The sequence below is a fragment of the Acinetobacter sp. NIPH 2100 genome (assembly GCF_000369805.1).
Classification (GTDB): Bacteria; Pseudomonadota; Gammaproteobacteria; order Pseudomonadales; family Moraxellaceae; genus Acinetobacter.
In genome coordinates, this window is sequence record NZ_KB850224.1 from 3534799 (window position 1) to 3551182 (window position 16384).

Annotated in this window: 14 protein-coding genes; 6 read left to right on the forward strand and 8 right to left on the reverse strand. The window is 40.9% G+C overall.

Features of this window, described 5'->3' with window-relative positions:
- Positions 1-157 precede the first annotated feature (157 nt).
- The 3 genes from F887_RS01760 to F887_RS01750 form a co-directional block, all read right to left on the reverse strand.
- Positions 158-1423 carry a YncE family protein gene (locus tag F887_RS01760; protein ID WP_005297236.1) on the reverse strand — a complete coding sequence of 422 codons (1266 nt, stop codon included), beginning with the start codon at positions 1421-1423 and terminating at the stop codon, positions 158-160.
- Between the two features lie 126 nt (positions 1424-1549).
- Positions 1550-2344, reverse strand: coding sequence for a TIGR03915 family putative DNA repair protein (locus F887_RS01755; RefSeq protein WP_005297238.1), 795 nt, complete (start codon positions 2342-2344; stop codon positions 1550-1552).
- A gap of 2 nt (positions 2345-2346) precedes the next feature.
- Positions 2347-3609, reverse strand: coding sequence for a putative DNA modification/repair radical SAM protein (locus tag F887_RS01750; protein WP_005297241.1), 1263 nt, complete (start codon positions 3607-3609; stop codon positions 2347-2349).
- Positions 3610-4395: 786 nt separating this feature from the next.
- Here F887_RS01750 and glyQ point away from each other — a divergent pair.
- The 4 genes from glyQ to F887_RS0118075 all read left to right on the forward strand — a co-directional run bounded on the left by glyQ (position 4396) and on the right by F887_RS0118075 (position 8688).
- Entirely contained in the window at positions 4396-5385 is a 990-nt protein-coding gene (glyQ, locus tag F887_RS01740; RefSeq protein WP_004775941.1) for a glycine--tRNA ligase subunit alpha, read from the forward strand.
- Complete coding sequence (gene glyS / locus F887_RS01735; protein ID WP_005297245.1) at positions 5385-7454, forward strand: glycine--tRNA ligase subunit beta; 2070 nt, start codon at positions 5385-5387, stop codon at positions 7452-7454. The genes glyQ and glyS overlap by 1 nt, the downstream gene beginning before the upstream one ends.
- 176 nt (positions 7455-7630) lie before the next feature.
- Positions 7631-8056, forward strand: coding sequence for a hypothetical protein (locus F887_RS01730; RefSeq protein WP_005297247.1), 426 nt, complete (start codon positions 7631-7633; stop codon positions 8054-8056).
- Between the two features lie 221 nt (positions 8057-8277).
- Entirely contained in the window at positions 8278-8688 is a 411-nt protein-coding gene (locus F887_RS0118075) for a hypothetical protein (protein WP_032863001.1), read from the forward strand.
- A gap of 94 nt (positions 8689-8782) precedes the next feature.
- On the opposite strand, the gene F887_RS01725 is transcribed toward F887_RS0118075, so the two are convergent.
- Both F887_RS01725 and F887_RS01720 read right to left on the reverse strand, forming a co-directional pair.
- Positions 8783-10138, reverse strand: coding sequence for a S8 family serine peptidase (locus tag F887_RS01725; protein WP_005297256.1), 1356 nt, complete (start codon positions 10136-10138; stop codon positions 8783-8785).
- A gap of 77 nt (positions 10139-10215) precedes the next feature.
- Positions 10216-10527, reverse strand: coding sequence for a hypothetical protein (locus tag F887_RS01720; RefSeq protein ID WP_005297257.1), 312 nt, complete (start codon positions 10525-10527; stop codon positions 10216-10218).
- A gap of 618 nt (positions 10528-11145) precedes the next feature.
- Between F887_RS01720 and F887_RS01715 the strand changes: the two genes are divergently transcribed.
- Positions 11146-11760 (forward strand): hypothetical protein, encoded by a 615-nt coding sequence (locus F887_RS01715; RefSeq protein ID WP_005297260.1) that lies wholly within the window; start codon positions 11146-11148, stop codon positions 11758-11760.
- A 226-nt stretch (positions 11761-11986) separates the two neighbouring features.
- Here the strand turns inward: F887_RS01715 and F887_RS01710 are convergent, their stop codons facing one another.
- The 3 genes from F887_RS01710 to F887_RS01700 all read right to left on the reverse strand — a co-directional run bounded on the left by F887_RS01710 (position 11987) and on the right by F887_RS01700 (position 15475).
- Positions 11987-13339 (reverse strand): S8 family serine peptidase, encoded by a 1353-nt coding sequence (locus F887_RS01710; protein WP_005297261.1) that lies wholly within the window; start codon positions 13337-13339, stop codon positions 11987-11989.
- 75 nt (positions 13340-13414) lie between these two features.
- Positions 13415-13726, reverse strand: a complete 312-nt coding sequence (locus tag F887_RS01705; RefSeq protein WP_005297263.1) for a hypothetical protein — start codon at positions 13724-13726, stop codon at positions 13415-13417.
- Between the two features lie 477 nt (positions 13727-14203).
- Entirely contained in the window at positions 14204-15475 is a 1272-nt protein-coding gene (locus F887_RS01700) for a hypothetical protein (protein ID WP_005297265.1), read from the reverse strand.
- A gap of 121 nt (positions 15476-15596) precedes the next feature.
- Between F887_RS01700 and F887_RS01695 the strand changes: the two genes are divergently transcribed.
- Positions 15597-16376, forward strand: a complete 780-nt coding sequence (locus F887_RS01695) for a class I SAM-dependent methyltransferase (protein WP_005297267.1) — start codon at positions 15597-15599, stop codon at positions 16374-16376.
- The last annotated feature ends 8 nt before the right edge of the window (positions 16377-16384 follow it).

Below are 16384 nucleotides of genomic sequence, written 5' to 3' on the forward strand. Positions count from 1 at the left end.
ATCATCAAACATTGCTGCCCAACTTTTTTGAGAAGTCGGAATCACGACTAAAATTTTTACATTCTCTTTTAGATAAAACAATACGAAAATCGATCAGAACATTGGATATATAAAAGAAGCAGCCAACGCTTAGGCTGCTTCTTCGCACATAATAGGATTAAGATGCTTTTACGACACCCAACCAAGTAAAGGTATTGGGTACATCATTCAGCTGAATGGTTTGTTTAATTTTTAGATTGTTCAAATCCAGCTCTACAATCGTTTTTGCTTGTGTATCATTGATGAAAATCGTATCTGTCGCTGCATTGACTGCTAGACGGCTTTTTGCAAGTTCGGTTGCATTGACGTTCGCGATTGCTTTGATTTGCCCAAGACGTTTCCAGTTTTGACTATCAATCACATGTACAACACCAGCACTATCCAAAATCGCTAAATAACGACCCGATGCATTGACCACCTGTTGCAAGCGTTTAACTGGTGTCGTTCCATCGGCTTCTTTTGCTGCTAAGGACCAATCTAAACTGGTGGCATTCAAGTTCTTCGGATCAACAATAAATAAAGCGTGGGTCCCCGTTGCAAAGGCTGCAAACTTGTCTAGCTTTTCATGTGCTGCAATCGTGGTAATTCTCTGGTCAATCAGGACCTTCTTATCAGCAAACTGTTGACCTTTCTGCTCGACCATCAATACACCATCTTCACAACCGAAAGCAGCATAAGTTTGAATTGAAGCAGCGCCATGTAAACGGTTACATGCATTTTTTAGCGTTTGCTCTTCATGGAAATGATCGCCATGCAACTCGTAGCTTTTCACCAGACTCAGCGTCTCTGCATCTTTCGGCAGGTAAGTACTTAATACATAGCCCCCACGTGGTTCTGCAACACCATGATGTTTTTTCGGTAGTTTCTGAGTTGAAATTGCTTGTGTTTCAATTGCAAGATCATTAAATACATCAAACTTGGAAACCTCCGAGTCGCTTCCATCATAGAACAATGCCGCCAGACCATTAAAACTCCGATAATGTGCTGGTGTGGCTCCTTTCAGCTGAAAGGCCAATAAATTGGGTGCATTACGTTGCAAAGCACCATTTTTATTAAAGATTCCGCCATCCGCAAACTGAACAATTCCTTCGTTGCGACTCAACATCACGGCATAACGCGATTGGGGACTGCTATACATCGCAGAGGGAGCCGAACTCAACGCTGTTGTATGGATTAACTTCTGCTCTTTTAGATCATAAATGGTCAGTAAGGGTCGTACTGCATCTGCGTTGGCAATGACTAAACGACCTTGATCGCTTTGTGCAGGTTGCTCTGGTTTTGGTGTCACAGCAGAAGTTGAACTGGATGAATCCCCTCCACATGCCGACAGCAACACACTACTCAATAATGCACCAAGTACATAATGATGTTTTACACGCTTCACTCTATTTTCCTTATTGGATGAATAATTTTGAATTATTGTTACGTTATAACATAACAATAACAGATCATTCATCTATTTTTAAGCTTTGTTTGAATGAGCGGTTTTTAAAGATAATCAGAAACGTTGTTAAACATATTTTTCATTCAGATAACGCCAATAACGTTTTGGCAAATATTGCACATGCAATTTGATATTTTGCCGTTCTTTGATATTGATACTATTAAAATAATCTTTCCAAAGTTGGTCGTATAAAACTTCCTGTTCATCCAGCTGCAACTGGAAACTCTGGCTGCTGCCATTTTGGAGATTACGATCGATCTGATTGGCATCCATACCCACCTCATGGACATCATGCAGATCATAGTAGAGTCCATATTTGCGTTGTTCATCATAAATCAGCCAACGCTGATCCTGATAACGGCGTCTAAAATGTGGCTGAATCAAAGGCAGAACATTAAAATCGGGTCGGACCAAACTTAAAAACAATCCATCTGTAGTCTTCTTAAAACGCACAAAAGCTTCCATCCGATGCTTCTCACGCCCAACTTTTTTAGTCCATTGCGAAATGGCTAATACACTCGGATGTAAATAGTCTTTTTCGACTGAAAACTGCTGCTGAAACACATAAACACAGTAATTGAATAGATGCTGATAGGCTTCAAGCGACTCAGATAACGAAGCAAAGTAAAATTGTCTTAGCGCAGATCTAGATAGTTTTTGCTGTAGAGCCGACCAGACCCGTTGTGCATGTTGCTCATGATTGGGAATCTCAACCACAGTCGAAAATAAGCCATGCTGGGCACCTTCAGTTAAACACAGTTGAACTTGGAACTCTTTAAACTGAAAGGCACGAAATACACAATTGAGCAGCCCCACCATCGAACCATCAAAATAATAATAAGCAACACCTCCACCCAACATGATTAAAATCCCAAACTCAATTGAGGTGAAAGCTGTTTAACGTATTTGGATGAACCTTGGGTTAAAATTTGCTGACGAATAAAACTGGAAGAAAATTCTTTCTGGAAGCGAGGGCTGTCTTCACAGCGAATAAAGAACTTTGCCCGTGAATACGCCACACCGAGCTGTTTCAACAAGTCGATATGGATCTTGCCAAAACGACGAGCTTGCACAATTTTCTTAGTTGATTTCACCCCAATCCCGGGTACACGCAAAATCATGTGGTAGTCGGCATGATTTAAATCCACGGGAAAATGCTCTGGATGACGCAATGCCCAGCTCAGTTTTGGGTCAACGTCTAAATCTAGGTGCGGGAAACGTTCATTGACAATTTCATTGACCTGAAAACCATAGAAACGCATCAACCAGTCACTTTGATACAGTCGATTTTCGCGTAATAACGGCGGTGCTGAACCGACCGCAGGTAAATAATTGTTTTCGGTATTGATCGGGACATAACCTGAAAAATAGACCCGCTTTAATTTAAATTCCTTGTAATGCCGATCTGCCATAAACAACACATCTTGATCGGTTTCCTGATGGGCGCCGACCACCATTTGTGTGGTTTGCCCTGCGGGGACATATTTCGGTACATGCTTGATAATCTGACGTTCATCTTTCAACTGAATCAGCCGATCTCGAACCAATCCTAAATCTTTTTGCACCTCTTGATGTGACTTTTCGGGGGCAAAGGCTTTTAATCCCACCTCGGTAGGCATTTCTAAATTAATACTCATTCGGTCAGCATACAGGCCTGCTTCATGAATCAATTCAGGGGAAGCACCAGGAATGGTTTTAAGATGAATATAGCCATTAAAGTTTTCTTCTAGGCGTAGTTTTTTCACCACTTGAAGCACGCGCTCCATGGTGTAGTCTGCGGATTTAAAAATACCTGAACTCAGAAACAGCCCTTCAATATAGTTACGTCGATAGAAATTAATGGTCAGGTCAACCACTTCCTGTACTGTAAATGCAGCCCGTTTCACATCATTGGAACGACGTGATACGCAATAGGCACAGTCAAAAATACAGACATTACTGAAGAGGATTTTCAGCAGAGAAACACAGCGTCCATCATCGGTATAGCTATGGCAAATCCCTGCCCGACTCGCGTCGCCTAGACCTTTGTCTTTATTTTTACGGTCACTGCCACTGGAGGAACAGGACACATCATATTTGGCAGCGTCCGCTAAAATTTGCAGCTTTTCACGAATGCGATCAGACATTTCAAACGACCTGAAGAAAACAGAGAATATCGTTTTAAAATTAGCATTTCAAAGTTGTGAAATTAAGAGCATGTGAGATGCAATACGTCATGAGGTGACGTATAGTTGTGGATCGAGGATTTGTGATGATCAAAAATTATGATAATTCAATGTAATAGCTTGATTAACTCCACACCAAAATATAAGCAATTGAAATACCTAAAGATTTTAAAAAACCATGAAACCCATACTTCAAAAACTTGCGCAACCATTCACTCAAAAACTTATTGTCAGCAAAGCACAAATTCGGCGCTGTTTGATCCAAACACCCTTCTATGCCAGTATTCCCATCTATTTTATATTTGTCGCTTTTTTTGCACCTGATAATTACTTTTCCATAGAAATATTAAAAGTATTCTATGAGGTGTTCTTGGTTGTCCTGTACATTGCATTGATCTATTTCATTCTCGTTTTTCTTCCAACCTATTTTGTGCAACTGTTGCTACGAAAATACCAAGTGCTGTATTTCTTTTCCATTATGGCTTATGCCCTTTTATTTACTGTTGTTGTCCCTAGCCTAATCATTATTTTAAATACCGCTCAAATCAATATCATCTCATTTAGATTTTTTCTGATTTTCTGTTGCTTCTCTCTCACCTTTGCCATCACCAACTGGATTTTATTACTGAGAAGCATCCATAAAGCTCAGACCTCTTCAAAGCTGAAATTCCCCAACTAGCCTTTGCCACTCCTCTACAAAATCCTTATACTTAACCACAATTTTTGTTTGATTCCAGTGGATGCACCATGAGTCGTGCTATATCGCATATTGACACATTTCAGGGCTTGATTCTTGCCCTACAAAACTATTGGGCGGAGCAAGGCTGCGTCGTATTACAACCATATGATATGGAAATGGGCGCAGGTACATTCCACACTGCAACCTTCTTACGTGCATTGGGGCCAGAAACCTGGAACGCGGCTTATGTTCAACCATCACGTCGTCCGAAAGACGGTCGTTATGGTGAAAACCCGAACCGTTTACAACACTACTATCAGTTCCAAGTGGTACTTAAGCCAAACCCAGACAATATCCAGCAGCTTTATCTCGATTCATTAAAAGCAATCGGCATTGATACGCTCACACACGACATCCGTTTCGTCGAAGACAACTGGGAATCTCCAACACTTGGCGCATGGGGCTTAGGTTGGGAAGTTTGGTTGAATGGTATGGAAGTGACTCAGTTCACTTACTTCCAGCAAGTTGGTGGTATTGAATGCTATCCAGTCACAGGTGAGATCACTTACGGTTTAGAACGTCTGGCAATGTACCTGCAAGGTGTAGACTCTGTTTACGATCTAGTTTGGACTAAAGGTCAATTCGGTACAGTAACTTACGGTGATGTATTCCATCAAAACGAAGTTGAGCAATCAACCTATAACTTCGAATACGCACCAGTCGATAAAATGTTTGAATTGTTCGACTTCTACGAAGCTGAAGCATCTCGTTTAATCGAAGCTGAACTGCCACTTCCTGCATACGAACAAGTAATCAAAGCATCGCATTGCTTTAACTTGCTCGATGCACGCGGTGCGATTTCTGTGACTGAACGTCAACGTTATATTTTACGTGTGCGTACTTTGGCGCGTTCAATTGCACAAAGTTATGTGGCAGCCCGTGCCAAACTTGGTTTCCCAATGGCAGAACCACATTTACGTGATGAAGTATTGGCTCAACTGAAAGCACAAGTTGAAGCAGAAGCAGCCCAAGCTGAAAAAGCGAAGGAGAATAAATAATGACTCAACATACAGTTTTATTCGAACTTGGCTGTGAAGAACTTCCACCAAAAAGCTTAAAAACTTTGCGTGATGCACTCAAAGCAGAAACTGAAAAAGGCCTAAAAGATGCAGGCTTAAACTTCGCTTCTATCGAAGCCTATGCTGCGCCACGTCGTTTAGCGTTGAAGATTGTTGATATCGATGCTGCTCAAGCAGACACACAAAAACGTTTTGATGGCCCTGCTGTACAAGCGGCTTATGATGCTGAAGGTAATGCAACTAAAGCACTTGAAGGCTTTATGCGTGGTCAAGGCATTACGGTTGACCAACTTTCAACTTTCCAAGCTGGTAAAGTTGAGAAAGTGTGCTTCCTAAAAGATGTCAAAGGTCAAAGCCTTGATGTTTTATTACCGCAAATTTTACAGACAGCATTGGATAACTTACCTATCGCAAAACGTATGCGTTCAGCGGCAAGCCGTACTGAATTCGTACGTCCAGTAAAATGGGTGGTATTGCTGAAAGATGATCAAGTAGTTGAAGCAACGATTCAAGATCACAAAGCAGGTAACGTGACTTATGGTCATCGTTTCCATGCGCCTGAAGCCGTGACTTTAGCACATGCAAATGACTACTTGGCGACTTTAGAACAAGCCTATGTGGTTGCGAACTTTGAAAAGCGTCAAGCGACGATTCAAGAGCAAGTGAAAAAGCTAGCTGATGAAGTGAATGCGACTGCGATTGTACCAGCAGATTTGCTTGATGAAGTGACTAGCTTGGTTGAATGGCCAGTTGCTTTACGTGCTACTTTCGAAGAGCGTTATTTAGCTGTTCCACAAGAAGCTTTGATTACCACCATGCAGGATAACCAGAAATATTTCTGTTTAATCAACGCCGAAGGTAAATTACAGCCTTACTTCATTACCATTTCAAATATTGAGTCGAAAGATCCGATTCAAATTATTGAAGGAAATGAGAAAGTTGTACGCCCTCGTTTGTCTGATGCGGAATTCTTCTTCTTACAAGACCAAAAGCAACCGCTTGCATCTCGTAAAGAAAAATTAGCCAACATGGTGTTCCAAGCGCAATTGGGCACACTTTGGGATAAATCAGAACGTATTGCTAAATTGGCTGTGGCATTATCTCCAATTACGGGTGCCAATGTTGCTGATGCTGAGAAAGCAGCATTACTGGCTAAATGTGACTTAACTTCTGAACTCGTGGGTGAATTCCCAGAACTTCAAGGGATTGCAGGGACTTACTATGCACGCCTTGAAGGTGAGAATAATGAAGTTGCCGAAGCTTTAGGTGAGCAGTATTTACCGAAATTTGCGGGTGATGTATTGCCGCAAACCAAGACAGGTACAACCATTGCCCTTGCGGATCGTTTAGATACGCTAGTGGGTATTTTCGGTATCGGTCAAGCACCAACAGGTTCGAAAGACCCATTTGCATTACGTCGTTCTGCAATCGGTATCTTACGTTTAATCATCGAAAATGAATTAGACATTACGATTGAAGAATTGGTGAACTTTGCCTTACAAGGTTATGGCGATGTTGTTAAGGATCATGACAAGACACGTACCGATGCAGTGGCTTTCCTTGAAGGTCGTTACCGCGCTAAATACGAAGATCAGGGCGTAGCGGTTGATGTGATTCAGGCGGTTCAAGCACTTGCTCCAAAATCTCCACTTGATTTTGATAAGCGTGTGACTGCGGTCAATCATTTCCGTACTTTGCCAGAAGCGGCGGCATTGGCTGCGGCAAATAAACGTGTTGCCAATATTCTTGCCAAAGAAGCAACACCGGAAGGTGCTGTGGTTGAAGCAAATCTGGTTGAAGCTGCTGAAAAAGCACTTTATGCAGAGTTGTCTGCGCTCACGCCTGTGGTTCAGCCATTGCTTGCGGCACGTAACTATACCGAAGCTTTGTCTAAGCTTGCTGCGCTTCGTGCACCAATTGATGCCTTCTTTGAAGGCGTGATGGTGATGGCAGATGATGCTGAATTAAAAGCCAATCGTTTACGTTTACTCGCTCAATTACGTGATTTATTCACGGCGATTGCTGATGTGAGTGTATTACAGGGTTAAGCAATAAATGACGATTTAATAAAGGGATCTATGATAGATCCCTTTATTATTTCTCAATAGAAATTCATTCTTTATACATAACTGTATCAATTTCATATCATCCCCACTCTTTTCTTCTGCCGACCGATAAGATATAAAATCTCGATTGCGACGCTATCGCTGAAAGGACAGAAAAGATGATGAATAAAGTACAAATATTATGTGTTACGACTGCACTAGTGGCATCGTCTTCTCTATGGGCAGCAGATACAGCCAACAACACGACAACCAATGCATCTAATGCTGTGCCTGAAAAAGCCATGCCCTATGGTGATAACCCAAGCTTAGGTCGTGTCTTGTTGTATAAAACTGGCAAAGGCATGCAGAATCTCGGTGATTCAATCCAAGGCGCATCTGAAAACACATCGCAAAAGATGAGTGAAAAATGGAAGAACACCAAAGAATACACTGCTGAACAGTCTGAAATTGTGCAAGAGCAAACCAAGAAAGCGACACAATATACCGCGAAGAAATGGCAAGACACCAAAGATGCTGTGGTTGGAACCAATGAAGGGAATGTCCCAATCGAACGAGCTGGACTCAGCCAGCCTTCAAATAACTAAATCCAGAACCTCTACGCAGTAGAGGTTTTTTATGCTGCGTAGTTCAGCAAAATAGTGCTTTACCTTCCCCCTATCAAAGACCATTTGCTCACATTGCTTCAGTTATAGTGATTTGAAAAATAGGCTTTAAATTTACAGTGTATGCTCAAAACATTCCTTGAACTTCACGATTTTTGCCGACACACTCAAGTGCATAAATTCATAGGACTGGAATTTTGCACATGACGCGATACCCTTTTAAAATTATTTTACTCACCTGCATCAGTGCGATCAGCTTTACTGCCTGCTCTACACTTTCCTCAACGAACACCACGGCCCAATCCTTGCAGCAAGTAAAGAATATTGGTGCATCACCCTCAACTGAAGGTAATCTTGCAAAACTGATCAAGCAGGAAAATCACTGCATGATTGAGTTTACTGGCTATTTCGATGGCGGTCAGGCCATTGAACATTGGGCCTTTAATCAAAATGGTTTAATTTCAGCAAGCTCAACCACTCAGCACTATAAAGATAAATCGCTTGCTCAACCAACGACAGCAACTGCCTTTGATGTGCAAGATGCGACCGTTCAAGCCAATTTTCAAAAACTACAAAGTAATTTCAGCGCGAATAAGCTAGCGCAATGTCATTAATCCTATAAAAAAACTCGCTGCATCTATCTCTAGCTGCAACGAGTCATGGCTTTTTAAACTATTTTTGGATCAATCTTTAAACTATAAAATAACCTTAATTTGGATTTAGCCCACTGGTTGCAGCAAGTAAATCAATACGTGGGAACACTAAACCAGTTCGTGTATCTGTAATTGGCTTACCTGTGACTCTCAAACGATTTACGGTTTGATCGATGGTCTCTGATGGCGTCACGCCATTGGCACGCAGCAATGCAATTGCGCCAGCCACATGCGGTGCAGCTTGTGAAGTTCCACCTTGAGTTTCACCCCCTGCTGTAATCATGGCACCAGGTGCAAGTAAAGTGACGAGTGAACCACCATTACTGAAACATGTCACTTTATCGGCTGCCGTGGTTGGATCAGAGCATTTCAATGGATTGCCCCATGACACACCGCCAATATTGCTATCGTAAACTGCACCGACGCGTACCGCGCCTGCCACACAGGCTGGTGAAGAAATTCCATCTGCAAATGCATCGTTACCCGAAGCAACTACAGGTACGACACCTGCTGCCCGTGCATTAGCAAAAGCAGTACTATAACTACTGTTGCTACATTCAGATGTATATTTCACCCCAGGCACACCTAAACTCAAATTAATGGCTTTGATGTTATAGGTTTGCGCATTATTCACGGCCCAGTTAATGCCTGCCAGAATATCACTGTCATATGCGGTACTGGCCCATTGTCCTTGCGATCTGACTTTTCTAAAAACATCGATGCCAATAATTTTGGTTTTAGATGCAACTTTGGCAACAATTCCTGACACGTTACTGCCATGTCCATCATCATCCAAGCTGTTATCATCAGGTGCGCTATCAAAAGCATAGACCACGCGACAGGTCGAAGCTGGTGTATTTACCGCAGTACAACCAAAATCAGCATGCTTATAATTCACCCCTGTATCAATCACCACCACACTCGAGCCTTCTCCAGTAAAGCCATTGCTGACCGCTTGAGGTTGATTGATCAAGGGTAAACTTTGCAGGGTGGTTGGCACATTTTTACGGTTTGGATAAACCCCTTTGACAGAGGGATCATTTAAAACCTGCGCTAAGGTTTCACGGTTTTGAATACGATATAGCCCTAGAGGCAAGCCATTAAACTCACGTAAGGTTTGAAAACCTGCAGCTTTGGCAAATTTATTTTTGAACTGACTTTTACCATCTGCAATCAGGCTGCGCTTTTCCCGCCCAAAAACAGTGCTGGTTGCACTGCTATCGTACTCAATCAGTAAATCATTGGAATCATTGTCGACTAAGGCATCCACATTAATTTTGCCATTCGACACTTTGTTTAATGCCGCGGTGCTGAGTCGTTGTTTAAGTTGGACAGCATCGAGTGCTGCGGCAGAGGTTGTGGTGGTATAAAAAGCACATAAGCTTAAAAGTAATAAGGTTTTATTGTTCACTATTGATCTCCATCGTTCTTGGGTAAAGAACGGTTTTTTGATATCTGTTTTTCTTGGATAAAAGAAACCCAGACGATTTAAAGTTTTTTAATTTCATTGGCTGGATCAGTATCAGGATCAATCGGTTGTATCGAAGGATCGCTTTTGGTGTCATAAAATTGGGTATCTTTTTGAGTTGTCTCCAATTTTTTCAACATATGTGATGTAGTATGTTCGGTGGTGTCGGTCTCCTGTTTGGTTAAAGTGGTTGAGATCGTCCCTGAAGGCTCAGGGCTGATCTGATAAATTGCGGTATCATCGGTTGAACTGGTCGGTTCGGCAGGTTCAAAGTAGAAAACCACCACGCCCAGTGCAATCAATACAACTACAAATGCTGCAATCTGTTTCATTTATATTCTCCAGCGCTTTATTTACTGGCCATTACTTGGTTTTCAATTCTTTTTCTATAAATAATGCGAATACAATTTAAGATTCACTTTATATTTCACATATATTTTTAAATAAAATACGATCTGAATCGTGGGTTTATCTAAAAAATATAACGGCATAATGCTGTTTAATTCTGTGCTTCATGTAGTGGCGTTTCTAGTCACAGGAAACACAATAAAAAATATGAAATTGCTAAAAAACTGTAATCACAATTTCACATAGTTATACCAAGCAATAAAAATGCCATTATTTTGATCTTTTTTGAATCGGTTAAAAGCTATTTATTTATTCATAATTTTCATATTCATTCTGTTAAAACATAACCAAACCAAGAGAATTTTTTAGCTTAAAATCTTGCGAAAACTGATGATTTACATATACCTATATCATAAAAAAAGCGATCATTTTCACGTTCCAATACATGTAATCGATCTCCACAATTCCCTTCTAAAGTGTTTTTAAGCTGTAATCAGGTTGTAACGTTTTGATGAAATCCATAGATTTCTACTTTTTGCTCGCTATGATGCAATTGCGTTGATGAAGTACCCCAATACGGTACATCGCTTAAGGAAATCGCAATGAAAAAAATGATCAAAACAGCTATCGTGACAACAAGTATCCTCGCTTCTGCTTCAGTTTTTGCACAGAACGTTGGGGCAAATGCCAGCGGCTCAGCTCAAGTCAATGTACAACCGAGCGGCCTGATTAAAGGCGTAACGGGTGCAGTGAAAGGCACAGCACAAGGTGTGGGTCAAGTGGCTCAAGGTGTTGGTCATACTGCACATAATGTCGGTCATGCTGCGGTCAACACCGGTGTTGCAGCTACTCATCAAACCGTAAGTACCGCAACGAATGTGGGTTCACACGTTGTCAGTAAAACAGGTGAAGTCGTAAAAAATACCAAAGACTATGCTGTAGACAAGGCAGTTGATGGTAAAGAATTCGCTGCGGATACCAGTGCAAATGTAAAACAGCGTATTGCAGATAAACAGGCAACATCAAAATCGAAATCATTGAATTTAGAAGCACAAACCAATGCCAAAGCACAATTGAATGGCAAAACAACTGCAGTTAATGCAAAAACAGGTTTGAATGCTGATAAAAAGAACCTGCAAACAGGTGCGAATGTCGGCGTTAAAGTGTTAGGCGTGAATGCAAACGTCAACACCAATGCAAAAATTGGTGCGAATTAACCCCCTATTAAGATATAAAAAAAGCCCTTTGAATGTTCAAAGGGCTTTTTTTATTGTGATTGCAAGATTCAGCAGCGTTGTAACGCGGGTATTCATAAATCTTGATAAAGCCAGATTCTAGCGCAGTACTATTAAGCTTATAAAAAACTCGTTGCATCTATCTCTAGCTGCAACGAGTCATGGCTTTTTAAACTTTTTTGGATCAATCTTTAAACTATAAATAACCTTAATTTGGATTTAGCCCACCGGTTGCAGCAAGTAAATCAATACGTGGGAACACTAAACCAGTTCGTGTATCCGTAATTGGCTTACCTGTAACTCTCAAACGGTTTACGGTTTGATCGATTGTCTCTGAAGGTGTCACGCCATTGGCACGTAACACGGCAATTGCACCCGCCACATGCGGTGTCGCTTGAGATGTTCCACCCATAGTATAACCACCAGCAGTAATCATTGCGCCTGGCGCCAACAACGTAACCAACGAACCACCGTTGCTAAAACACGTGACTTTATCCGCTGTTGTGGTTGGATCAGAACATTTCACAGGATTTCCCCATGTCCATGCTCCAACATTGCTATCATATACTGCACCAACACGTACCGCACCCGCCACACAGGCAGGCGAAGTAATTCCATCTGCAAATGCATCATTCCCTGTCGCAACGACAGGTATAACCCCAGCCGCCCGCGCGTTGGCAAAAGCCGTGCTATAACTACTATTTCGACACTCAGATGTGTACTTGACGCCATATACAGAAAGACTTAGGTTAACAGCTTTAATGTTATAGGCTCTCGCATTGTTCACAGTCCAATTCAATCCAGCCAAAATATCACTATCATAGGCAGTTATCCCCGCTTGCCCATTCACACGTACATTTCGAAATACGTCAATCCCGATAATTTTAGTTTTAGATGCAACTTTAGCAATCACCCCTGCAACATTACTACCATGCCCATTATCATCTCGGCTATTATCATTCGGCGCAACATCAAACGAAAGAACGACCCGACAAGTTGATTCAGGTCTATTGATTGCAGTACAGCCAAAATCAGCATGTGTATAATCTACACCTGTATCAATCACCGCCACACTTGAACCCTCTCCAGTAAAGCCATTGCTGACCGCTTGAGGTTGATTGATCAAGGGTAAACTTTGCATTGTGGTTGGCACATTTTTACGATTTGGATAAACCCCTTTGACGGAAGGATCATTTAAAACCTGCGCTAAGGTTTCACGGTTTTGAATACGGTATAGCCCCAGAGGTATGCCATTAAACTCACGCAAGGTTTGAAAACCCGCTGCTTTGGCAAATTTATTTTTGAACTGATTTTTACCATCTGCAATCAGGCTGCGCTTTTCCCACCCAAAAGCAGTGCTGGTTGCACTGGTCTCATATTCAATCAATAAATCATTGGAATCATTGTCGGCTAAGGCATCCATATTAATTTTGCCATTCGACACTTTGTTTAATGCCGCGGTGCTGAGTCGTTGTTTAAGTTGCACAGCATCCAGTGCTGCTGAGGTTGTGGTGGTATAAAAAGTACATAGGCTTAAAAGCAATAAGGTTTTATTATTCACTATTAATCTCCATCGTTCTTGGATAAAGAACTGTTTTATGAACTGCTCTTTCTTGAATAAAACAATCTAGATGATTTAAAGTTTTTCGATTTGATTGGCTGGATCAGTATCAGGATCGATCGGTTGTATCGAAGGATCGCTCTTCGTATCATAAAGTTGAGGGTCTTTTTCAGTGCTCTTAAGTTCGTTCAACTTATGCGAATTGGTCTGTTCTGTTGTTACAGTCTCCTCTTTATCTGACAGGGTTGGAGTGATGTCCGAATGCTTAGCATTAACCTGAGCATGTTCTACATCATCTTTTAAAGGTGTCTGCTCTGATGGCTTCAAATAGAAAACCACTAAACCTAGTGCGAGTAGTACAATTAAAAATGCTGCAATTTGTTTCATTCATATTCTCCATTTCTCTATTTATTGATCACTGCGTGGTTCACACTTCTTTTTCTATAAAACCATGTGAATAAACTCTAATATTCACTTTGTATTTCACATATATTTTTAATAAAGTACGATTTACATCCCATACTCAAACAATGCAGCACTGTTTTTTTATTTGCCTAAATAACTGAAAAAACGATTAATACTTGCAAGATATGCTTCAAAAAATCGTCATCATTTTTTCATAGCAATATCAAACAAGACCATAGGATGAGTTTAATCTTTTTCCAATCAACTTAATACTATTTAGATATTCTAAATTTTAATATTTATAAAACTAAACTATAACTTAATCGAAATAATTAAATTAATTTAAATAAAACAAAAGCTTAATTTTCATGATTTTAAAATTGGTGCGAATTAACCTTCTATAAAATATAAAAAAGCCCTTTGAATATTCAAAGGGCCTGTTTATTGCGATCAAAAGATTCAGCAGAGTTGTAGCTTGGTTTGCTCGTCTGCGTTGTTCTCAATAAATTGAGTAAAGCCAGATGCATCACAGCTTAAAGTCAGTTGCTTATAGCTCAGACTATAAAAATCTGCATAGTGTTTAAACACCAGTGGGGATTGATCCAGTGCAAATGGCTCACCATCTTTGACCAGTTTATGAATCCCACGGTCATTCATGGTGAGAAAATAATATTCGTCATTCAATCTTAGTTTGACCAAAGTATTTGCCGTGAGATTTAAGGGCAATAAATACGCTTGGTTTGCTGCAATGATTTCCGCCGTATAACTTTCCAGTTTCAAGCTGGCTAAATTAAATACCACAAAGTGATTTTGTGCTGTTACCACATTGGCTGGCAATGCCGCTGCATGTTGAACAAAGTGCAGATGTACCCCAAGCTTATGCAAATTTTGTTCCGTACCCTGCTTTAAATTAAACAGTTGCTGTACCAGCTTCTGTTTGAGAACGGCATCAAAATAACGCTCATCTAAAGCAATTTCGTTCTGTTCCAAAATTTTGAGCAAAGCCTGATTATGCCGCGGTAATAAAGCATCCAACACATGACGATAATAGAACTTGCTTTGCTTTTTAACCTCTCGAACCCGCTTATAGAAATAAGTGATTTCAAATGGCTTAACCACAAAATCATTCAACAACTGCGAGCTTGCTAAAACAGACAGTGCTTCATGACCAGTAAATGGCAAGTGAATGACGTGCATTTTAGGCAATAAAGGCTGGATCTTTAAGAAATGCTCTTTATCTTCTGCATAGTAAGGATCATAGACGATAATGTATTCACGTGATGAATCGACCTCATCAGCCTGAATCTGCATATCCTGATGGATAGATGCATCAAAAAACTCAGCATAACGGCGATCCTGTACTACATCAGGGTCAATTGAATACTGAGGTACAAATGCCACTATTTTTTGCATATTCAATAAATTTGAATATTTGATCGCAGCATAGCCGCCCATAGAGCCACCATAGCCAACAATTCCTTTGAATTGTTCTAAAATTGGCTGAATCTGCTGCTGCATCTGGAGCATGCTGCTTTTAGGAAACCATGATTTCTGTTTCGGCATGATGCCGATCACATTGTATTGATATTTTATTAACGATTTTTCAGCATTAATAGACATGCCTTTAGCGCGACTAATCAGATCGCCAAACGAAATCACTAAAGTGTCACTTGAACCTTTTAAAAAAATAACGCGAATATGCTCATCTTCAAATATTATTTGCTTATCCATGCTCACACTGAAAAGTTGATCCTAGGCCTGTAGCAAAAAGTCACCAAATGGTGGCTTTGCCAAACCATAATTGCGGAGTATCTTATTTTATAGAGATAAGACAGATTAAAAAGCGCAAAAAATGACACAATCCTTGCATCCTACCGCACAAAAAGGCTTTAGTTTAGGGGCAGAACTCTACCAACAGGTACGCCCCAGTTACCCGCAAGAAATAGCGGTTTGGCTGCAAGATCGGCTCCAACTAGGTGAAAATTCCACTGTTATTGACCTTGGTGCAGGGACTGGCAAATTCTTACCTTACCTGATTCAAACACAGGCCAAAGTGATCGCAGTCGAGCCCGTTACTGAAATGTTGCAGCAACTACAGCTGGCCTATCCCTCGGTTGAATGTTTACAAGCATCCAGCACACAACTTCCTCTAAAAGATGCATCCCTTGATGCCATTCTCTGTGCCCAATCTTTCCACTGGTTTGCCAATATCGAAACGCTCAGTGAAATGCATCGCGTACTCAAGCCATCCGGTCATTTAGGGCTGATCTGGAATCAGCGGGATACCGATGTCGACTGGGTCAAAGCGTTGGCTGATGAAATCGCGCCTCTCGAAGGAGATACACCACGCTACCATAGTGAGTTATGGAAACAAGTTTTCGAGAACCAGCAGTTGTTTAACTTGATCGAATTGCACACCTTTCAGCAGCAACATGTAGGTACGGTAGAGCAAGTGGTCAGTAAACGCCTACTTTCAACCAGTTTTATTGCAGCCATGCCCACTGCAGAGCAACAACAACTTAAAGCAAAGTTTGAACAAATTGTATTTGATTTTACGGGCTTAACTGCGCAAGATCAGATTAGTTTCCCCTATACCACTTTTGCCTATCATTTTCAGAAAATATCAAATTAATCCTTGAA